18 protein-coding genes are annotated in these 19,761 nt (G+C 63.5%); 13 read left to right on the top strand and 5 right to left on the bottom strand.

Features of this window, described 5'->3' with window-relative positions; all coding sequences use genetic code 11:
* Positions 1–65 precede the first annotated feature (65 nt).
* The 8 genes from VSR68_RS16070 to VSR68_RS16035 all read left to right on the top strand — a co-directional run bounded on the left by VSR68_RS16070 (position 66) and on the right by VSR68_RS16035 (position 6,998).
* Complete coding sequence (locus VSR68_RS16070) at positions 66–401, top strand: XapX domain-containing protein (protein ID WP_342940792.1); 336 nt, start codon at positions 66–68, stop codon at positions 399–401.
* On the top strand, positions 398–2,290 hold the full coding sequence (locus tag VSR68_RS16065; protein ID WP_342940791.1) for an amidohydrolase: 1,893 nt from the start codon (positions 398–400) through the stop codon (positions 2,288–2,290). The genes VSR68_RS16070 and VSR68_RS16065 overlap by 4 nt, the downstream gene beginning before the upstream one ends.
* 1 nt (position 2,291) lies before the next feature.
* The gene (locus VSR68_RS16060) at positions 2,292–2,738 is read left to right on the top strand and encodes a DoxX family protein (protein WP_342940790.1); all 447 of its coding nucleotides are present in this window, start codon (positions 2,292–2,294) and stop codon (positions 2,736–2,738) included.
* A gap of 54 nt (positions 2,739–2,792) precedes the next feature.
* Positions 2,793–3,671, top strand: coding sequence for a glyoxalase (locus VSR68_RS16055; RefSeq protein WP_428983518.1), 879 nt, complete (start codon positions 2,793–2,795; stop codon positions 3,669–3,671).
* Positions 3,672–3,772: 101 nt separating this feature from the next.
* Positions 3,773–4,480, top strand: a complete 708-nt coding sequence (locus VSR68_RS16050) for a YoaK family protein (RefSeq protein ID WP_342940788.1) — start codon at positions 3,773–3,775, stop codon at positions 4,478–4,480.
* Positions 4,481–4,618: 138 nt separating this feature from the next.
* Positions 4,619–6,088: an alginate export family protein gene (locus VSR68_RS16045; protein ID WP_342940787.1), complete on the top strand. Its 1,470-nt coding sequence runs from the start codon at positions 4,619–4,621 to the stop codon at positions 6,086–6,088.
* 71 nt (positions 6,089–6,159) lie between these two features.
* Complete coding sequence (locus VSR68_RS16040; RefSeq protein ID WP_342940786.1) at positions 6,160–6,516, top strand: BON domain-containing protein; 357 nt, start codon at positions 6,160–6,162, stop codon at positions 6,514–6,516.
* Positions 6,517–6,557: 41 nt separating this feature from the next.
* Positions 6,558–6,998 (top strand): DUF3331 domain-containing protein, encoded by a 441-nt coding sequence (locus VSR68_RS16035; RefSeq protein WP_342940785.1) that lies wholly within the window; start codon positions 6,558–6,560, stop codon positions 6,996–6,998.
* Between the two features lie 16 nt (positions 6,999–7,014).
* Here the strand turns inward: VSR68_RS16035 and VSR68_RS16030 are convergent, their stop codons facing one another.
* Positions 7,015–7,842: a DUF4148 domain-containing protein gene (locus VSR68_RS16030; protein WP_342940784.1), complete on the bottom strand. Its 828-nt coding sequence runs from the start codon at positions 7,840–7,842 to the stop codon at positions 7,015–7,017.
* A 297-nt stretch (positions 7,843–8,139) separates the two neighbouring features.
* Here VSR68_RS16030 and VSR68_RS16025 point away from each other — a divergent pair, with 297 nt between their 5' ends.
* The 4 genes from VSR68_RS16025 (at position 8,140) to VSR68_RS16010 (ending at position 13,007) form a co-directional block, all read left to right on the top strand.
* Entirely contained in the window at positions 8,140–8,922 is a 783-nt protein-coding gene (locus tag VSR68_RS16025) for a phosphocholine cytidylyltransferase family protein (RefSeq protein WP_342940783.1), read from the top strand.
* Between the two features lie 127 nt (positions 8,923–9,049).
* Complete coding sequence (gene aepX / locus VSR68_RS16020) at positions 9,050–10,759, top strand: phosphoenolpyruvate mutase (protein ID WP_342940782.1); 1,710 nt, start codon at positions 9,050–9,052, stop codon at positions 10,757–10,759.
* Entirely contained in the window at positions 10,756–11,940 is a 1,185-nt protein-coding gene (gene aepY, locus VSR68_RS16015) for a phosphonopyruvate decarboxylase (protein WP_342940781.1), read from the top strand. Before aepX ends, aepY begins: the two co-directional genes overlap by 4 nt.
* A complete protein-coding gene (locus tag VSR68_RS16010; protein ID WP_342940780.1) occupies positions 11,940–13,007 on the top strand; it encodes a 2-aminoethylphosphonate aminotransferase in 1,068 nt (355 codons plus the stop codon). Before aepY ends, VSR68_RS16010 begins: the two co-directional genes overlap by 1 nt.
* 490 nt (positions 13,008–13,497) lie before the next feature.
* On the opposite strand, the gene VSR68_RS16005 is transcribed toward VSR68_RS16010, so the two are convergent.
* The 4 genes from VSR68_RS16005 to VSR68_RS15990 form a co-directional block, all read right to left on the bottom strand.
* The gene (locus tag VSR68_RS16005; protein ID WP_342940779.1) at positions 13,498–14,727 is read right to left on the bottom strand and encodes a fimbrial protein; all 1,230 of its coding nucleotides are present in this window, start codon (positions 14,725–14,727) and stop codon (positions 13,498–13,500) included.
* A gap of 21 nt (positions 14,728–14,748) precedes the next feature.
* A complete protein-coding gene (locus VSR68_RS16000) occupies positions 14,749–17,346 on the bottom strand; it encodes a fimbria/pilus outer membrane usher protein (RefSeq protein ID WP_342940778.1) in 2,598 nt (865 codons plus the stop codon).
* A 121-nt stretch (positions 17,347–17,467) separates the two neighbouring features.
* Positions 17,468–18,226, bottom strand: a complete 759-nt coding sequence (locus VSR68_RS15995) for a fimbria/pilus periplasmic chaperone (RefSeq protein WP_342940777.1) — start codon at positions 18,224–18,226, stop codon at positions 17,468–17,470.
* A gap of 65 nt (positions 18,227–18,291) precedes the next feature.
* Positions 18,292–18,840, bottom strand: a complete 549-nt coding sequence (locus VSR68_RS15990) for a fimbrial protein (protein ID WP_342940776.1) — start codon at positions 18,838–18,840, stop codon at positions 18,292–18,294.
* Positions 18,841–19,191: 351 nt separating this feature from the next.
* On the opposite strand from VSR68_RS15990, the gene VSR68_RS15985 reads away from it, so the two are divergent.
* Entirely contained in the window at positions 19,192–19,695 is a 504-nt protein-coding gene (locus VSR68_RS15985) for a hypothetical protein (RefSeq protein ID WP_342940775.1), read from the top strand.
* The last annotated feature ends 66 nt before the right edge of the window (positions 19,696–19,761 follow it).

The raw sequence follows: 19,761 nt of genomic DNA, 5'->3' as shown, positions 1-19,761 counted from the left end.
AGGCTGGCGCGCTCGCGCGCCGGCCGCTCTTTTAGATGATCCGATGATGCAAGCAAGGTGAGTCGATGAAAGCGTATGTGTTGTCACTGGGCGCCGGCATGCTGGTCGGCGTCATCTACAGCCTGTTGAATGTGCGTTCGCCGGCGCCGCCGCTCGTCGCGCTCGTGGGCCTGCTCGGCATTCTCGGTGGCGAGCAGATCGTACCCGTAGGCAAGCATCTTCTTTCGGGCTCGCCGCTGTCGACGGCATGGAACGAAGCACGCAGCGCAGCGCACGTGTTCGGCATGCTGCCGGGCCGTCATGCCGTCGGGCAGGCTGCCCGCGCGAATATCGATGGTGCAGAAGGCGCTAATCGTGCCGAAGGTGCCAATCGTGCCGATATCAAGGAAAACCGCTCATGACCGTATCTGCAACAGCCCCTGACCTCATCCTGCACAACGGCCGCTTCACGACGCTGAACCGCGCGAACCCGGGCGCGAGCGCAGTTGCGATCAAGGACGGCAAATTCGTGGCCGTCGGCGACAATGCCGACGTCATGTCGCGCGCGACTTCCGCGACGAAGGTGATCGACCTGAAGGGCCGTTCCGTGCTGCCGGGGCTCATCGACAATCACACGCACGTCGTGCGCGGCGGGCTGAACTTCAACATGGAGTTGCGCTGGGACGGCGTGCGCTCGCTCGCCGACGCGATGAACATGCTCAAGCGCCAGGTGGCCATTACGCCGCCGCCGCAATGGGTGCGCGTGGTCGGCGGCTTCACTGAGCAGCAGTTCGTCGAGAAGCGTCTTCCCACGATCGAAGAACTGAATGCGGTTGCGCCCGATACGCCCGTCTTCATCCTGCATCTCTATGACCGCGCATTGCTGAACGCCGCGGCGCTGCGTGTGGTCGGCTATACGAAGGACACGCCGGAGCCGCCGGGCGGACAGATCATGCGCGACGGCGACGGCAACCCGACGGGGCTGCTGCTGGCGAAGCCGAATGCGTCGATCCTGTACGCGACGCTCGCGAAAGGCCCGAAGCTGCCATTCGACTATCAGCTCAATTCGACGCGCCATTTCATGCGCGAGTTGAACCGGCTCGGCGTGACGGGTGTCATCGATGCAGGCGGCGGCTTCCAGAACTACCCCGAGGATTACGAAGTCATCCAGAAGCTCGCGGACGAAGGGCAGATGACCGTGCGTCTCGCGTACAACCTCTTCACGCAAAAGCCGAAGGCCGAGAAGCAGGACTTCCTGAACTGGACGAAGACTTCGAAGTACAAGCAGGGCGACGATTACTTCCGTCATAACGGCGCGGGCGAAATGCTCGTGTATTCGGCAGCGGACTTCGAAGACTTCCGCGAGCCGCGGCCCGACATGCCGTCGCAAATGGAAGACGAACTCGAAGAAGTCGTGCGCGTGCTCGCCGAAAACCGCTGGCCCTGGCGGCTTCACGCAACCTATGATGAGACCATCAGCCGCGCGCTCGATGTCTTCGAGAAGGTCAATCGGGACATTCCGCTCGACGGCATCCACTGGTTCTTCGATCACGCCGAGACGATCTCCGAGCGTTCGATGGACCGTATCGCAGCGCTTGGCGGAGGCGTGGCGGTGCAACACAGAATGGCCTACCAGGGCGAGTATTTCGTCGAACGTTATGGCGCAGCGGCAGCCGAGGCGACGCCGCCCGTCGCGCGCATGCTCGAGAAAGGCGTGCGCACATCGGCGGGCACCGATGCGACGCGTGTCGCGTCGTACAACCCGTGGGTGTCGCTTGCGTGGCTCGTGACGGGCAAGACGGTCGGCGGCCTGCGCCTCTATCCGCAGCGCAATCGCCTAGATCGCGATACCGCCTTGCGCATGTGGACCGAGAACGTCACGTGGTTCTCGAACGAAGAAGGCAAGAAAGGCCAGATCGCCGTGGGCCAGCTTGCGGATCTGATCGTTCCGGACCGCGACTTCTTCGCGTGCCCCGAAGACGACATCGCAAGCACCGTGTCGGATCTGACGATTGTCGGTGGCCGCGTCGTGTTTGGCGCGGGAGCGTTCGCCGGTCTCGACGACAATGCGCCGCCACCCGCGATGCCTGACTGGTCGCCCGTGCGCCGCTTCGGTGGCTTCGCTGCGTGGAAGGACTCGAAGGGGGAAGGCGAGGCCTTGTTGCGACAGATGGCGGCGGCATCGTGCGGCTGCTCGAACGGATGCGCGGTGCACGGCCACGATCACGCGCGCGCCTGGTCGAACAGCGCGCCCGCGTCCGACCTGCGTTCGTTCTGGGGCGCGCTCGGCTGTGCGTGCTGGGCGGTCTGAGATGAACGCGCGCGCACAGGGGAATCCGCACTGGATCGCCGCGATCCTCGCGCAGCCCTGGCTGCTGATGCTCATACGCACGGCGCTGGTGTCCGCCTATGTGATCGGCGGTCTTGCGAAACTCGCGAACTTTCATGGCGCCGTGCTCGAACAGGAGCATTTCGGGTTGCATCCGGGATGGTTGTGGGCGGCGTTTGCGATCGTCGTCGAGCTTGGCGGCTCGGCGTGCGTGATCGCGAACCGCTTCGTGTGGCTGGGCGCGGGCGCGCTCGCCGCGTTGACGGCCGTCGCGATGTTCGTCGCGAACGACTTCTGGAACCTGACGGGCGACGCGCATTTCTTTGCGTTGAACGCATTCTTCGAACACCTTGGACTCATCGCTGCGCTCGTCATGGCGACATGCCTCGCCGGCGTCCAACATTCTTCCGGCACTGCCGGTGTTCAATAAAGACCTTAGAGGACCTTCACCATCATGCGTAACCTCCGCTTCCTGATTGTGACGATGCTTGTTGCAGTCGGTCTTGCCGCATCGTCCGCTGCACCCGTTGCATACGCGAAGCCTGCTGCGGCTCCGCAGCTTTCCGTCGGACCGCAGTACGACACGACGCACGTCTACGTCGCGCCCGATGACTTCGACAGGTTCACCGACAGCTTCGTCGCGACCTTCGGCGGTCACAAGTCGCAGCAAGGCGTGTTTCAGGTGACGCCGACGCCGAGCCAGACGATGTCGCAACTCGTCTTCACACCCGTCGGCACGATCTCGGTGTTCGGCTTCAAGACGCCTGTTCCGTATCCGTTCGGCAATGAGCGCACGGGCTATCTCGTGACCGACATGGACGCAGCCGTGAAGTCGGCGAAGGCGCATGGTGCGGACGTCACGGTTGCGACGTTCCCTGATCCGATCGGACGCGATGCGATCGTCTCGTGGCCGGGCGGCGTCAACATGCAGCTCTACTGGCACACGCAGGCGCCGAAATACGATGCGCTGCAGACGGTGCCGGAGAACCGCGTGTACGTATCGCCGGAACGCGCCGATGCGCTGATCCGCAATTTCGTGGCCTTTTCGCACGGCAAGATCGTCTCCGACGATCGCAAGGCGCCGGGTGTCGAGATCGGCCGGCCCAACGATAGCTATCGTCGCGTGCGGATCGAGTCGGGCTTCGGCCGGATGACCGTGCTGGTGACGGACGGCCACTTGCCGTATCCGTACGGCCACGAGATGACGGGATACGAAGTGGCGAATCTCGGCGACACGCTGCAGAAAGCGAAGGCGGCAGGCGTCACGGTGCTGGTTGCGCCGTTCACTTCGGACAGGCGTGAAGCGGCTGTCGTGCAGTTCCCCGGCGGCTATATCGCCGAGATTCATGCAGCGGCGCAGTAACGCATGCGCGAACGCGGCATGCGTTGCGTGATGGACGCGGATACATGCGCGCGTGCATGCGCCGTTTGCTCAGGCGTCGTCCCAACGGCGGGAGAGGATCGATGAAATCCGAAGACAGCGTGCTCGCCGCTATCGCAGGCTATGTCGATACGCTTAGCTTCGTCGCGCTTTTCGGGCTGTTCACTGCGCACGTCACGGGGAACTTCGTGCTGATCGGCGCGGAGGCGGCAGGCTTCGGCCAGGGCGTGTTCATGAAGCTGATGGCGTTCCCGGCATTCGTTGCGGGCGTGGTCGTCAGCAGCCTGCTCGTGAAGAGCATGGAACCGGCGACGCCCAATCGCGCCGCGTGTCTTCTCTATGCGGTGCAAGCGGCGCTGATGCTGGTCTTTTGCGTTGCGGGTGTCGGCGTTTCGCCCGTCGTTCATTCGGACAGCACGCCCGTTATCATCTGCGGGATGGTCGGCGCGGCGGCGATGGGCGTGCAGAACGCGCACGGCCGCCTCGTCGCGCGTCCCGGCGTGCCGAACACCGTGATGACGGGCAACGTCACGCAAGCCGTGCTCGACGCGATCGACGTGCTTTCGCCGCGCGCGCCCGCCGATGTGCAGGCCGTCGCGCGAACGCGTCTGGCCAAGATGCTGCCCGCCATTCTCGCGTTCGCTGCGGGCGCGATCGCGGGCGCGCTCGCGTATCGGCATGTCGGGTTCTGGGCGCTGCTGCTGCCGTTCGTCGTGCTCGTGTGGCTCGCATTCAACGCACGCGGCGCATCCTCAACCGCTGCTACAACCGCAACAGATGCAAGAAAATAGTCGAAGCGGGTCCGGTCGGACTGCTCGTTGCGGCAGGTCGTGTTCGATTCGACGGCAACTGCGAACTGCATTTCGAAGAGGCGCTGATGAATGTCGCGGGCAAAAGTACCACACCCCTTTTCACAACACGGAGATGCTATGACGCGTGTGTGGCCCAGGCCGTTCGCAGGGACGAATGCTGTTGCGTACCTTGCTTTTTTCGTCGCTGGCCTGGCGTTGAGCGGCAGTGCGTGGGCGACGGAAGAAGCGGCACCCGCTGATACGGCACCCGCCGATACGGCATCCGCCGCGTGCACCGCGAAGCGGCCCGTCGTGCTGTTCAACCGCTGGCAGGAGGACTGGTCGGTGCTCGCGGACAAGTGCGTGCCACGTCAGCCGCTGGACAGCCTCAAATACATTCCGCTCGGCGGCGATCCGCATTCGTATCTGTCGCTCGGCGCGAATCTGCGCGAGCGCCTCGAAGTCAACGATGCGCCGCTCTTCGGCATCGGCACGGGTCATTCGGATACCTACGTGATCCAGCGCGCGCAGGTCAGCGCGGATGCGCGTATCGGTCCGTATCTCCAGTTCTTCGCGCAGCTCGAAGATGCGAGGCCGTTCGGCAAGGATACGGTGTCGCCCGTCGACAAGAATCCGCTCGACCTCGAGCAGGCCTTCGTCGCGTGGGTCAGCCCGCTGGGACCCGGCACCGTGAAGTTCCGCATCGGCCGTCAGGAGATGGCGTTCGACTTGCAGCGCTTCATTTCCGTTCGCGACGGCCCGAACGTGCGGCAGGCGTATGACGCGATCTGGGCGGATTACGAGTACGGCAAATGGCGCTTCATCGGCTATCTGACGCAGCCTGTGCAATACCGCGACGCGACGGATTTCGACGACGTGTCGAACCGGCATCTCACGTTCAGCGGCGTGCGCTTCGAGCGGCAAGGCGTCGGACCGGGTGATCTTTCAGGTTACTACTCGAAGTACAACCGCTCGAATGCACGCTTCCTCGATGCAACAGGCGACGAGCATCGCGACGTCTTCGATCTTCGATACACGGGCAAGATCGGCCGCGCCGACTGGGACGTGGAGTCGATGTATCAGTCGGGGCACGTCGGCAACAAGACGATCGGCGCGTGGGCCGTCGGCTCGCTCGCGGGCTATACGCTGGACCTTCCGTGGACGCCGCGCGTAGGCGTGCAGATCGACGCGGCATCGGGCGACCGGCATCCCGGCGACGGACGCGTCGAGACGTTCAATCCGCTGTTTCCGAACGGGTACTACTTCACGCTCGCGGGCTACACGGGCTATGCGAACCTGATCCACGTGAAGCCGTCGATCACGTTGAAGCCCACGAGCAAGGTCGCGCTGCTCGGCGCGCTCGGTTTCCAGTGGCGCGAGACGACAGCGGACGCCGTGTATCAGCAAGCCAATGCCGTCGTGCCGGGCACAGCGGGACACGGCAGCCGGTGGACGGGCATGTATGTGCAGGTGCGCGCCGACTGGACCATGGCGTCGAACCTGATCGGTTCCGTCGAAGCGGTGCACTTTCAGGTCGGCGATTCGATTCGCAATGCGGGCGGCAGTAATGCGGACTACGTGGGCGTCGAACTGAAGTACGGATGGTGAGTGCATCGGAAGCGCGGCATGCCGTGATGGCGCGTGTCGCCGGTTATCTTTGGATCGGATGGAGAACATCGATGAACGCAAAGATCGCAATGACAGGAGCTTGGGCAATCGCCGTGCTGACGCTATCGGCGAGCGTCTATGCGCAGACTGCGAACGCGCCGAATGGCGCAAGCGCCGCGGCATCCGCCGACAGCACGCAAACCGCCACGAAAGTGGACGACCGCCAACTGGAAAAGAACGTGCATCACGCGCTCGGCAAGACGAAGCATCTGACCAGCATCGGCATCAGGGTTCACGCCGACGCGGGCGTCGTCACGCTGACGGGAACGGTGCCCAACCGTGCCGCAGTGGACAGGGCGGCTAGCGCCGCAAAGGGTGTTCCGGGCGTCACGGAGGTCAGGAACAACCTGACGATTCAGAGCAATTGATGACTGCCGGATAGCGAAACGCTTCGTAGCGGAGGAATGTGATGGGCACTCTCGCGGAAGACGACATCGGGCGACGCGCGTTGCTGGACATCCTGACACCCGTTGCGCACGCATCGGAGTCGGCGACGGGCACTGCGCGCCGGAAGAAGCAACGGTTCCGTTTGAAGAAACGCCGCTTGCGGGAAGAGGGCACGCCTGACGTCGACGCGGAGCCTCGGCCGACGCGCATTTCGGTTGTCGAGCGGCTGTCATCGGAAACCGTGAGCGTTTGCTGGAGCGACGCGAGAATGGGCCGTTACTCGGAACAGACCTGGCGGCTCGGACGCGCGCGCACCGAATCGGTATGTCTGTTGACGGGCAGACAGATCCGATATGGCGACAGGATCTTTCGGCCGCGGACCGAGCAGGGCTATCTCACGTCCGATCACAACCGGATGATTCTCGCGTGTGCCGTCGACGACTTGTGCTGCGCGCAAGCATGACAGGCGCGTGCTCACGTCATCGTGTGGCGTGATACGTCGAGCTCGCCGATCCATACCGGGAAGGATTGCCGAAGCGAGGCATCGATCCGTTCGCGCGGGCGCGCTTCAGTTCGTTGACGACTTCCGCGCGCGTCTTGGGCCGTCCACTGGAGACATGCGCGGTCGAATGATGGCGCGAAGTCTGTCCGGCGTGCCGCGTTTTTACGGAAGTCTTGTCGGCCGACGCAGGCCGCTCGCGCCGCGTGCTGTGTTCCGGCCCGTCACCCGATTCACTCGATGTGCGCACGAGCGCCGACGGTTGAGCAGGCGGCTCCATTGCACGGTCTGATTTCTGGTCAACGGGACTCGGCGAAGCGTCGTGCGCGCCTTCGCTGTCTGATTTCTGGTCAACGGGACTCGGCGAAGCGTCGTGCGCGCCTTCGCTGACTGCGCCCGTAGCAACGACGGATGCCATCGCCTTCGCTTCTCTCGCCTCACGCACATTGAGTTCCTTCTGCAACTCCAATGCTTCAGGCAGACCCTTGCGAACGGAGAGCACGGCATTGAGCAACACCTTCGCGGACGTCAGATCGTTGCGGTGCAGACTCGCGCGTATGGACTGGAGGATGAATGCGATGTCGGCATCGGATGTGCCATCGGAGGTGGCCGCAAATTGCTCGGGGCGACGCGCGGATTCGTCCGCCACACTCGATGAACTTGCACTGCGCGAGGTCTCGTCGTTGCCATACACCGCCCGATAGGCAGCGAGCCTGTCGCTGTCCATCGGCAATGCAAGCGCCACCACGACCAGAACGACCATCACGACAAAGCCGGCAATGGCCATTCTGTCCGGTCGACGGATCATCGCGTCCCTCCTGACGAGTTGTGCGTCCCTGGGCCACCATTATGCTTTGCCCAGCAATGCGCGTGCCAATTCCTTAAAGCGACTGCTGCAAAGCCATCGCCGATAAAAACCTCCACATTTTTCACTCTTATTCCATCAATTGCCAAAAGCGGGTCAGTTGCTCTGCAATTCGTTCTCAGTTCCGATATAGTCGCCATTTTTGGCGATTCAGAATGCGCATGCGTACACGCGTTAAGGCCACTTTGAGCGCCGAATAAAAAAGCCAAAAGACCATTCACCCTTTTCCCTGGAACCCGAATGCGAGCGATCATTCTTGCCGCGGGCCTCGGCCTGCGACTCCAGCAACCCCCGGGGGAGCAGTTTCCAAAATGTCTGTTGCGATTCGATGGCGTCACGCTGCTCGAACGGCATCTGTCGATGCTCGAGGCGGCCGGTGTCGATGAAGTCGTGCTCGCGCTCGGTTTTCAGCCGGAACGCGTCGAAGCGGAATTGAAGCAGGCGGGCCGCAAGGTGCCCGAGATCAGGCTCAATCCGCGTTTCGATCTCGGCAGCGTGCTGACCGTACACACGGTCGCCGATGCGCTGACGCGCGGCGGCGATGTGCTGCTGATGGACGCAGATGTCCTTTACGACGAGCGCATGCTGGCCGCGCTCGTCGCCGGCGATCACGCGAACCGCCTGCTGATCGACCGCGATTACGAAGCAGGCGACGAGCCCGTGAAGCTGTGTTTGAAACACGGCGTGCCCGTCGAGTTGCGCAAGCAGCTGGCCGTCGGCCTCGAGTACGACACGATCGGCGAATCGGTCGGCTTTTTCCGCTTCACGCAAGCGGCGGCCGAGCGGTTCGCGCAGATCGTCGCGGGCTATATCGACAGCGGACGCGCAAACATGCCGCACGAAGAAGCCGTGCGCGACCTGCTGCTCGAACGCACTCACGCATTCGATACAGCCGACGTCACCGGCCTGCCCTGGATCGAAATCGACTTTCCCGACGACGTTGCGCGCGCAAGCCAGGAAGTGCTGCCTCAACTTCGGCGGCCGGCTTTGGATGGGACCCGGGCAAGCGCCGAAGCGCGCTAACGCGGGTCGACCGCTTTGCATGGCGCTGGAGTAAGTGCAAGTGAAGCACTCGCTCCAGCCGACAGCTCAAGCACTAAATCCAGCCGACAGCTAAAGCGCCAACTCAGTTCGACATTGGAGTTACACGATGAACGCACGCGAACTCTCTTTCGTCACCACGCTGTCGCGCACCGCGCGCCTGCGCCAGATGCTGACAAGCAACGAACTCGAATTCCTGATGGAAGCCCACAACGGCATCTCCGCGCGCATCGCACGCGAAGCCGGCTTCAAGGGCATCTGGGGCTCGGGCCTTGCGATCTCCGCGCAATACGGCGTGCGCGACAACAATGAAGCGAGCTGGACGCAAGTCGTCGATACGCTCGAATTCATGGCCGACGCAAGCGACCTGCCCATCCTGCTCGACGGCGACACCGGCTACGGCAACTTCAACAACGTGCGCCGCCTCGTGCGCAAGCTGGAGCAGCGCGGCATCGCGGGTGTGTGCATCGAGGACAAGCAGTTTCCGAAGACGAACAGCTTCATCAAGGGCGAAGCGCAGCCGCTCGCCGACATCGACGAGTTCTGCGGCAAGATCAAGGCGGGCAAGGATTCGCAGACGGACGAGCATTTCTCGATCGTCGCGCGCGTCGAAGCGCTGATCGCGGGCTGGAGCATGGACGAAGCGTTGAAGCGCGCGGAAGCGTATCGCCAGGCGGGCGCCGACGCGATCTTGATTCACAGCAAGCTCTCGCGTCCCGACGAAATTCTCGAGTTCGCGCGCGAGTGGGCAGGGCGCGGCCCGCTCGTCATCGTGCCGACCAAGTACTACAGCACGCCGACGGAAGTGTTCCGCAAGGCGGGCATCAGCACGGTGATCTGGGCGAACCATCAGATACGCGCGGCCACGTCGGCGATGCAGGCCGTCGTGAAGGAGATCTACGAGAGCCAGACGCTCGTGAACGTCGAAGACCGCATCGCGACCGTCAACGAGATTTTCCGTTTGCAGGACGCCGACGAGTACTCGGAAGCCGAAGAGCGCTATCTGTCGGCATCGCGCGCATCGGGCTCGGCCATCGTGCTCGCCGCGAGCCGCGGCAAGGGCCTCGAAGCGGTGACGACGGACCGTCCGAAAGTCATGCTGCCCATCGCGGGCAAGCCGCTGTTGCGCTGGCTCGTCGATGCGTTCAAGAAGCAGGGCGTCAACGACATCACCGTGGTCGGCGGCTATCGCGCCGATGCGATCGACACGGCGGGCATCAAGCTCGTCGTCAACGAGCGCCATGAAGGGACGGGCGAGCTGACGTCGCTCGCATGCGCTATCGACGGCTTGAACAACGACACCGTGATCTCGTACGGCGACCTGCTGTTCCGCAGCTACATCGTGCGCGATCTGGTCGAAAGCGAAGCGCCGTTCAGCGTGGTCGTCGATTCGTCGACGGTTGCGGAAGCGGGCGCGGCGAACCAGAGCGTGCGCGATTTCGCGTGGTGCTCGTCCTCCGACGATCGCGGCCTGTTCGGCAACAAGGTGCTGCTGCGCCGCGTGTCGAACAACGAAGCCGACGTGAAGGGCGAAGCGCCGCATGGCCGCTGGATCGGTTTGCTGAACGTGCGCGGCGAAGGACGCGAGCGCTTGCAGGCGGTGATGAACACGCTGCGCGCGCGCGCCGATTTCGATTCGCTTGACATGCCCGCGCTGCTGAACTCGCTGATCGAAGCCGGCGAAGAAATCGAAGTGCAGTACGTGCATGGCCACTGGCGCGGCGTGAACGATCTCGAAGACTTCCGTCGCGCGGGCGACTTCGCACACGAGCAGACGCCGCTCGCACAGGGCGACGCAGCGGGAGGCGCGGCGCAATGATCGAAGCTGCACAGTTCGTCGAAGCGGCGCGCGAGCGCGGCTTCGACTGGTATGCGGGCGTGCCGTGCTCGTACCTCACGCCGTTCATCAACTACGTGTTGCAAGACCCGAAGCTGCACTACGTGTCGGCGGCGAACGAGGGCGATGCCGTCGCGCTCATCGCGGGCGTCACGCTCGGCGCAAGGAATGGCCGCCGAGGCGTCACGATGATGCAGAACTCGGGCCTCGGCAACGCTGTGAGTCCGCTGACGTCGCTGACGTGGACGTTCCGTCTGCCGCAACTGCTGATCGTCACGTGGCGCGGCCAGCCGGGCGTACCCGACGAGCCGCAGCATCAACTGATGGGTCCCATCACGCCGGCGATGCTCGACACGATGGAGATTCCGTGGGAGACGTTCCCGACGGAAGCGGACGCGATCGGCCCCGCGCTCGATCGCGCGATCGCACATATGGATGCGACGGGCCGTCCGTACGCGCTCGTGATGCAGAAGGGCAGCGTCGCGCCGTATGAGCTGAAGGACGCGGGCCGCGCGTCGAAGCGCGAAAAGCGTGCGTCGCGCGACGTGTCGCGAGGCGTCTCATCCGATGCGCTGCCGACGCGCAACGAGGCGCTGCAACGCGTGATCGCGCACACGCCTTTGGATTCGACCGTCGTGCTCGCATCGACGGGTTTCTGCGGCCGCGAACTCTACGCCATCGACGACCGGCCGAACCAGTTGTACATGGTCGGCTCGATGGGCTGCCTCACGCCGTTCGCATTGGGTCTTGCGCTCGCGCGTCCCGATCTGCATGTCATCGCGCTCGATGGCGACGGCGCCGCGCTGATGCGCATGGGTGTGTTTGCGACGCTCGGCGCATACGGTCCCGCGAACCTCACGCACATTCTGCTCGACAACGGCGCACACGATTCGACGGGCGGCCAGTCGACGGTGTCGCCAGAAGTGTCGTTCGCGGGCGTCGCGGCGGCGTGCGGCTATGCATCGGCTGTCGAAGGCGATGACGTGAGCCTGATCGACGAACTGTTCGCGTCGCCGCAACTCGACGGACCGCGCTTCGTGCGCGTCGCGATTCGCCGCGGCACGCCCGATGGCTTGCCGCGCCCGACCATCACGCCACCCGATGCGAAGACGCGCCTGATGCGCCACATTGCCACTTCCGGCTCGAACGAAGGAGCACGCTGATGCTGCTGATGAACCCAGGCCCTGTCACGCTGACCGAGCGTGTGCGCAACAGCCTGCTGCAAACGGACCTGTGCCATCGCGAGAGCGAGTTCTTCGATTTGCAGGACGAAGCGCGCGCGCGTCTCGTGAAGCTATACGATCTCGACCCCGAGCAATGGAGCGCCGTGCTGATGACGGGCTCGGGCACGGCGGCCGTCGAGAGCATGATCGCGGCGCTCGTGCCGGAAGACGGCAAGCTGCTGATCGTCGAGAATGGCGTGTACGGCGAGCGCATCACGCAGATCGCGACGCAGTACCGCATCGCGCACAGCATCGTGAAGCACGAATGGATGCAGGCGCCTGATCTCTCACGCATCGCGGCTGCGCTCGACGCCGACACGTCGATCACGCATGTCGCCGTGATTCATCACGAGACGACGACGGGCCGTTTGAACGACCTGAAGGCGCTCGCCGAGGTTTGCCGCGCGCGCAACGTGAAGATGCTCGTCGATGGCGTGAGCAGCTTCGGCGCGGAAGAGATCGACTTCGCGCAAGGTTCGATCGCAGCCGTCGCGGCGACGGCGAACAAGTGCCTGCACGGCGTGCCGGGCGCGGCATTCGTGATCGTGCGGCGCGATGCGTTGGCGAGTGTCGCGAGCCGCACGTATTACCTCGGGCTTGCGCGTCTCGCGAGCTTGCAGGATCAGCGCAATACGCCGTTCACGCCGTCCGTGCATGCGTATTACGCGCTCGTCGAAGCGCTGCGCGAACTCGACGACGAAGGCGGCTGGCAGGCACGTCATGCGCGTTATGCGGCGCTCGCCGAGCAGGCGCGCGCGGGGCTTGCTGCGCGCGGGATCGACAGCGTGCTGCCGGCGCAGGCGAGTTCCGTGGTGCTGCGCGCGTATCGTCTGCCGAAGGGCATCGCGTATGAGCAGCTGCACGATGCGTTGAAGGCGCGTGGCTTCGTGATCTATGCGGGGCAGGGCGGCTTGTCGAAGGAACTGTTCCGCATCTCGACGATGGGGGCGATTCATGCGCCCGATATCGAGCGGTTGCTGGCGAGCTTTGATGAGTTGATGCGGTAGGTAGCGTTGTGTACGTTGCTACCCATGCCGAAGGGCAATACCTGCTTGCCGTGGTGTCTGTCGGATGTATCAGTTTGCGTCCGTCCTGGGACTGTCACGCAGTTGCATCCGACGAGGTTTTCGCCGGTTAGATCGAAGGACCATTCGACGAAGACTTGCTACGCGGTGCCGGCTGGCCGGCAGCTACAGATGCAGGGATGGGTGCTCTGGCGGGCCCGGCCGTACCTCCGCTGAGTGTGCCAGCATTGGCACCAGATACGCCTCGCCCGACGGGCCCCGCTGGAAAAGCGGCCCTGGCGTTCGCTGCTGGCACAATCGTGATTGGGCCGCCGGCGAACACAGGGGCAGACGCCAGGGCCGCGACGGCGGCGAGCATCAGAACACAGGTTTGGGTTTTCATCGCTAATCCTCTTCAAGTGTGCAATTCAAGGTGCGGGCATGTGCGCGCGATCGGTCCGCGTTTAGCAGATGATCGCGAGCAACCAGGCCTCTACTGATAGTTCATCGTGAAGGTCATCACCGTATTCGCCGAGCCCGCGAGTACGGGCGCCGTAGTCTGGTAGTACCGCGCCTTCAGGGGAATCGTGTAGTTGCCGCCGGCCGGGTCGTATCCGGGCAGCGTCTGCTGCGTGCCGATAGGCAGCGCATTGCCATTGGCGTCGAGCAGCTGAACGCCGACGCCACGCGCGGTCGAGGCGCTATCGAGCGCCATGACCGACTGACTGGCGTCGACGATCGTGGTCACGGCATCGATCTCGTACTTGATGCTGTTGATGCCGGCAGGGCAGTTGTTCAGGCTGATGTTGAACGACGCCGGTGCAGTCGAGATCGGCCCGACGCCGGAGAATTCGGTGTTGGCGTGCGTGCCCATCGGCACCGTGACGTCGGGCGTCGCGCAAGCCACGGGTGCGAAGGTCGGGCCGCCGACCAGCGTTACGTCGGCGAGATTCTGGGGCGGGGAGACGTAGTTGGTAAACGGAGCCGGCGCGGCGGTGACGGACACGCCCGCCTGCGCGACGACGCCCGGCAGGTTGATTGTGCCGCCCGTGACGGGTCCGATCTTGACGAACGCGAAATCCATCTTCATGCCGAAGGGCATCCCCGATTGCGCGTAGGTATGCCAGGTTACGTTATCGGCGGTATACAATTTGCTCCCGATCGCACCGCCGAGAGACCAGCTCGCGTCAACCGGATAGCCATAAGTTCTCCCGGAAAGTTCGTTCGTCCAGCCGGAATTGCCCCCTACGCTTGCCCATGACTCGTAGCCTGAACTGCCCATGACGATGCCGATTCCGGCCACATTCGTCTTGAACACGGGATACGTGACGCCGCCTTCCTTATAGGTGCCGACGGGCTGGCCCAGCAGTGAAATGAACGAAACGCCCCAGTAGTGGGTTGGCGAATCGACCACGCTTAAGGTATCGCACGTCCATACGTTTGTGCCTGTGCCTGCCGTGTAGAACTGCGTCCACGGTCCAATCCGGACGCCTGTAGCGGAGTTGTCCCGCGGCACCGGGTAGGTATCGGTAGGCAGCGTGATGACGAAGGTGCTGGGGTTCGGCCCGGCGCAGCTCGAAATGTACTGTGCCGATGCCTCACCGTGAGCCAGCGCACCCAGCCAGACGAACGCGACTATCCGCAGCCACCGCAACCAGTGCAGGGGTTCTCGTGAACGTTGAATGTCGATCGATACGTTGAATCTCATGACCTTTGCATCCATGGTGTCATATAAGAGGCGGCGTCAAAACGCGGCCTTCGCCATCTGCTCGAACCTGCATTCGGCGGGCACGCGCACGATAAGCCGGCTCTTCGCGTCGGCGAGTTTCGGCAGCGCATAGCCCAGCGTGCAGGTCTCGTTCGCACCCGTTCCCCACTTCGCCGTCAGCGTCCCGCTGTCGCTCTTCAGACCGCGCACGACGATGCGGCCGGCCTGCGCCACTGTCCCGACCATTTGACCCGTCGGGTCCATTACCTCCGCGCCGAACGGCAGCGGCTTGCCGTCAGGCATCCTGATCTGAAGCAGCGCGGCGCGGCCCGGATTGTCGGTCTCGAACTTCACCTTGACCACAGCGCCCGCTGTCGGCGCGACGTTCTGTATCGTCGACTTGAATTCGACATCGAGGGGCAGCCCCTTCGGATCGATTTCGATCTCGTTGCGCGAGAACGGCGTGAGATTGGACACCACGGCATGGCCCCAGCGGTCGACGCGCAGGCCGTTGCCGTTGAGCACGCGTGCACCCGCCGCGTCCTTCGCTTCGACGACGGCCAGGGTGTCGCCCATGCTCGCCATGAAGGCAACGCCGCCCGGGTACGCGACGCCGCCGCCCGACATGCCCGCGCCCACCTGGCTGTAGTTGCTGCCCTTGCTGACATTGCCGGTGAACGTAGCGGCCTGGGAAATGTAGCTGGCGCCCAGGCCCGCGCTGGTATTGCTGCCCATCCCGCCGCCGCCGCTGTAGCCTGCGCTCGCGGAATACGACAACGCGTTGTCCGTGCCGAGCGAACCCGATACGGATTCCTGCATATTCACGACGCCCGACGAATCCTTCGTCAGGCTGGTACTGGCGTAAGGCGCGTACGGTGATTTGCCCAGCGGGATGCCGAGCGTGAGCATCACGCGGTTGTCCCACTTCGCGCTGTTGATGTTGAGCTGGCGCGACGCCGAAATGCCGAAGTTGATGTTCCGGTAGCTGTTGCTGTAGCCGGCCTGGAACTGGGTATCGCGGCCATTGCGGTTCCAGTAGTCCTGCGTGGACCCCGACAGGTAGAAGCTGCCATAGCCGGCAGGCAGAACCTGATTGACCATCAGCTGCAAACGTCCGCGCACGGTCCCGCCCATCGCGAAGGCCATGCCTTGCCGATCGAGATCGTTCAGCGCCATTGCGTCGGACAGGCCAAGGAAGCCGCGCGTCGAGTAGCGGTAGGCCGCAAGCGTCAGATTGGTATGGGTAGGCGCGACGAGCTTGCTGTACGAAACGCGGATGCTCTGCCCGTTGCGGCCGGGTTCGTTGGCAAGGCCCGTCGTGGAATGCGTGATGTCGAGCCCGAACGCGCCGTAGGTCGTGTTCAATGCAACGCCCATCAGCGCGGAAGCGTAGTTCTGCGCCAGCAATACGCCGCCATAGCCCGTGAGCAGGTTGTTGAAACCGTGCTGGACCGTCGCCTGAAAAACGCCCGGAGCGATATGCACCGAGGGGCTGCGGTACTGACCAACGGTCACGTTGAAGCGTGTCGTTCCCGGGCGCAGCGCACTGACCATCGGCGCATACGGAACGCGTGAGATCCGCTGGCTGCCGTCGGCCTCCGTCACGATCACTTCAAGGTCGCCGCCATAGCCAGTCGGATAGAGATCGTTGATCTCGAACGCACCCGGCGACACCGTCGTTTCGTAGATGATGTTGCCGTTCTGCCGGATCTGCACGCGCGCATTGCTGTTGGCAATGCCATGAACGGTCGGTGCATAGCCGCGCTGCGACTCCGGGTACATCCGGTCGTCGCTGGCCAGTTGCACGCCGCGAAAGCCGAAGCTGTCGAACATCGAGCCGTCGGTAAACGCATCGCCGATGACGAGCTGACTCTTGAGCGGCGCTATCGAGCGCTGCACGTTCGTCTGCAGGGCCTGGTACTGCGTGCCCGCATGGTCGCTGTAGACGAGGCTGCCGTCGTGGTGAATGCGCCATGGGCCGATGTTCACGCCGGCATTCAGCCCCACATAGGCCTGCGTATAGGACACGCCCGCGCTGTCCGAGTGATAGGCGTTGGCGTTGTACTGCACGCGCGCGGCGGGCACCCCGTCGTCCCAATAGCGCGGATCGACATAGCCACGCGCTGCGCGGTTCATCGCGATCTGCGGCACGCTGATGTCGAGACGCTGCTCGCCGTTGTCGAACACGGCGGTGGCGTCGGGAATCAGCTTGGGTAGCGGCGCGCATGCGCTGCCCGCATTGTCCGCGAGAAGTGCAGTGGCCGCCGGCGACAGCTTGCCCACGTCCACGCCGATGTGCTCCAGCATCGCGCGGTCAAAGCAAGGCTGTACGTCGCCGCCTCCGACCTGGCGCAGCACGGCCTGCGAGCGCCCCGTCCAGACCTCGTTGACGTACAGATCCACCCGGTAGATGCCCGGTGCCGCCGCATTGCCCTGATTGAAGCGCGAGACGTCGAGCCGCGTGCCGCCTTGTTCATGCAGGAACGGATCGTTGAATTCGACCGAAGCGATCGTCGTATCGGCGGGTGCCGGCTGGGCTGCCCATGCACCGACGCTGGAGAACAAAGAAAGCGCCACCGCACTGACCGGACTGAGTCGCGACGGGATCGGGCAGGTACTTCGATACGAATGCATGCAGTCGACTCAGGATCTTTAGACAACAGCCCGCCCTGCAGCTGTCGCAGCTGCATCAAAGAGCCGTTCGGAGTGAGGTGAAGGTCAGCAGCCGGTTACGACGTGCCCGTCCTGGCTGCCCCTAGTTGGCTGCGGATAACGGTGCCTCGCCGTCGATCGGGCCGCCCCAGTCATTGATCGCGCGGTAGTGAACCTTCGCGCCAGCCGCAGGAACGCCTTCGCCCGTCAGAGGAAACACTGCGGTTTCGCCCGCGGCGACCATGCCGCCGTCGTCGTTCTTCAGGGTCTTGCCGCCTGCGCTGACTTCCAGGCTGGCAAAGGAAACGTAGTAGGGCGTCGGGTTGCGTGCCTCGATAGCCGGTGTCTTCGCCGATTGCGTGATGCGCCAGGAAAGCTGTGCCGGCGCATCGGTCGCCACGCCCTTGAGACCGGACGGACGGTAGAAGAGCTTGATACGCGTACGGAAAGCCAGTTGCAGCTTGTTGACATCGGCCAGCTCGCCCGTCGGCTTGGGCGGCACTTCGAGTACGTTGAGCCAGAACACCGATTCCTTGTCCTGCGGCAACGGCTCGCCCGTGTAGATAATTCGCAGGGTCTGCGCTTTGGCGGGATCGATGCGCGCGGCGGGAGGCATGATCGTGAAAGGCACTTCGATGGAAGACGGCGTCTCTTTCGCGTTGCCTTTGTCCACCCACGACTGGACCAGTGCGGGCAGTTTGCCCTCGTTGGTCATCTTGACTGTGGCTTCGCTGTCCTGCGAGTTGAAGATGACGCGTGTTGCACCGACCACCACGGACGCATGCGCACCAGGGGACCCGATGAGTCCCAGTGCAAGCATCCCGGCAGCGAGCACGGATTGGATTGTTTCCCTGGCGTTCATTGCAGCATCCAAAAATGAAATGCAGGGGGACGCCTTTCGATCAGGGCGTCACCCCGCAGAGTCGATTAGTTATACGAGATGTCGTAGGTCACGGTCGCGGACACCGAGCCAGCGCCGGCGGCACCCACCGTGGCGTGGTACTGCGAGTAGTAGTCCAGGTTGGCAGCACCGCTCACGATGGGAACCGACTTGGAGTTCTGCAGGCCCGCGCCGATACCGTCCGATGCACCGACCGTGATGACGCTCGCGTCCTGGTTCAGCAGTTCGACCTGCACGTTGGCGGCTGTGCCGGCATTGATCAGGCGGCCCGTGCCGAGGTCGACCGTCGGGCTGGCTTCAAAGAACGTATGCACGTTGCCCGTGCCCGTACAGTTGCTCAGTGCGATGCGAAAGCCGGTGCGGCCCGAGGTCTGGTCGACCGACGCCAGGGTGGTCGTCGAAACCGTCGGCATCGTCACGGTGAAGTTCTGGGGCGCCGTGCCACCATTGATCAGGCAGGTGGTGGACGTGATTGCGCCGTTGAACGTGATCGTCCCGTCCGGAGCGGCGTGCGCAAACTGCGAACCCATGGCGCCAGCGGCAACGATCAGAGCTGTGAAGAGCTTGATTTTCATAGTGAGTGTCGTGTGAGTCGAAAAATATTGATGAACCAAAGCCGCCCTCGACACGAGAACGCTGCCCGGATTCCACGCTCCTTGGTGCTTGCCAGCGGAATGGCCGTGCATTGCCTGAGGAGTTGCGGCATCGTAGCGACGCGCAGACTCAGCCTCTATAGAACAATTATTAAAATTGGCGAGCCGGATCGAAGAATTTCTAAAATTGCCAGATGAGGATGTTTGTCGAAGGGTGCGGCCGTTCGCCACCATCCGAAGGCCAGTCATTTGATCGCCGTCGACTCTCGAAAGATGCCCTGAGGCATACGATCGTCCTACTATTTCGTAGGGCTTATTCGAGAGGAGGCCGTGATGGTGGCGAGAGGGAAAAGCAATCCAATGAACTGGCGGGTGATTGTCAGAGCGCTGGTCACGGCCACAGCGCTTTGCACATCCGTGATGGTTTCGGCGGCAGAGGGCGGGGCCATTTCGTTTATCGGCGCGGTGGTCGAGCCGCCCTTCGAGGTGATGGCCGCGAGTGCCGAAGCGGCGGAACTGCCGCGGGTCGTTCATTCCGCAGCACGATCCGGCGCCGACGCATCGGCAATGAGCGTGACGTTCGCCGTTCTCGCCAGCAGCACGCCGAGCGCCAGGATCTCGATCGAGGCGGTCAGAAGTTCAGCGACGCGTACAGGGTCCGATGCTTCGGGTTACGTGACGTCCGTGTTTGCCGACGGCTCCGGCCACAAGACCGCGCAAGACCGGAGCGGCGAATATCACGTCGGACGTAAGGGCGGCACGCTGTTGCTGACGTCCGTGGGCGTGAAGTCCGCTGTCGAAGCTCCGCGCGTCACCATAGTGAGCCAGTACAACTGAGTCGAATGGATTGACGTCGATGCTTCTTCTCGACGAGGCGGCGGCAGATCGCATTGCAGATCACGC

It is taken from the genome of Paraburkholderia phymatum, from assembly GCF_038900715.1.
GTDB lineage: Bacteria > Pseudomonadota > Gammaproteobacteria > Burkholderiales > Burkholderiaceae > Paraburkholderia > Paraburkholderia phymatum_A.
Note: the sequence above shows the minus strand (reverse complement) of the source record. Positions and strands in the feature narration are given on the sequence as shown.

Bases quoted from the DNA above. Each gene is read 5' to 3' on its own strand.
- VSR68_RS16070 (WP_342940792.1), top strand. From the start codon at position 66: ATGAAAGCGTATGTGTTGTCACTGGGCGCCGGCATGCTGGTCGGCGTC.
- VSR68_RS15990 (WP_342940776.1), bottom strand. From the start codon at position 18,840: ATGAAAATCAAGCTCTTCACAGCTCTGATCGTTGCCGCTGGCGCCATG.
- VSR68_RS16000 (WP_342940778.1), bottom strand. From the start codon at position 17,346: ATGCATTCGTATCGAAGTACCTGCCCGATCCCGTCGCGACTCAGTCCG.
- VSR68_RS16035 (WP_342940785.1), top strand. From the start codon at position 6,558: ATGGGCACTCTCGCGGAAGACGACATCGGGCGACGCGCGTTGCTGGAC.
- VSR68_RS16045 (WP_342940787.1), top strand. From the start codon at position 4,619: ATGACGCGTGTGTGGCCCAGGCCGTTCGCAGGGACGAATGCTGTTGCG.
- VSR68_RS16065 (WP_342940791.1), top strand. From the start codon at position 398: ATGACCGTATCTGCAACAGCCCCTGACCTCATCCTGCACAACGGCCGC.
- VSR68_RS15995 (WP_342940777.1), bottom strand. From the start codon at position 18,226: ATGAACGCCAGGGAAACAATCCAATCCGTGCTCGCTGCCGGGATGCTT.
- VSR68_RS16050 (WP_342940788.1), top strand. From the start codon at position 3,773: ATGAAATCCGAAGACAGCGTGCTCGCCGCTATCGCAGGCTATGTCGAT.
- VSR68_RS16030 (WP_342940784.1), bottom strand. From the start codon at position 7,842: ATGATCCGTCGACCGGACAGAATGGCCATTGCCGGCTTTGTCGTGATG.
- aepX (WP_342940782.1), top strand. From the start codon at position 9,050: ATGAACGCACGCGAACTCTCTTTCGTCACCACGCTGTCGCGCACCGCG.
- VSR68_RS16010 (WP_342940780.1), top strand. From the start codon at position 11,940: ATGCTGCTGATGAACCCAGGCCCTGTCACGCTGACCGAGCGTGTGCGC.
- VSR68_RS16005 (WP_342940779.1), bottom strand. From the start codon at position 14,727: ATGGATGCAAAGGTCATGAGATTCAACGTATCGATCGACATTCAACGT.
- VSR68_RS16060 (WP_342940790.1), top strand. From the start codon at position 2,292: ATGAACGCGCGCGCACAGGGGAATCCGCACTGGATCGCCGCGATCCTC.
- VSR68_RS15985 (WP_342940775.1), top strand. From the start codon at position 19,192: ATGGTGGCGAGAGGGAAAAGCAATCCAATGAACTGGCGGGTGATTGTC.
- aepY (WP_342940781.1), top strand. From the start codon at position 10,756: ATGATCGAAGCTGCACAGTTCGTCGAAGCGGCGCGCGAGCGCGGCTTC.
- VSR68_RS16055 (WP_428983518.1), top strand. From the start codon at position 2,793: ATGCTTGTTGCAGTCGGTCTTGCCGCATCGTCCGCTGCACCCGTTGCA.
- VSR68_RS16025 (WP_342940783.1), top strand. From the start codon at position 8,140: ATGCGAGCGATCATTCTTGCCGCGGGCCTCGGCCTGCGACTCCAGCAA.
- VSR68_RS16040 (WP_342940786.1), top strand. From the start codon at position 6,160: ATGAACGCAAAGATCGCAATGACAGGAGCTTGGGCAATCGCCGTGCTG.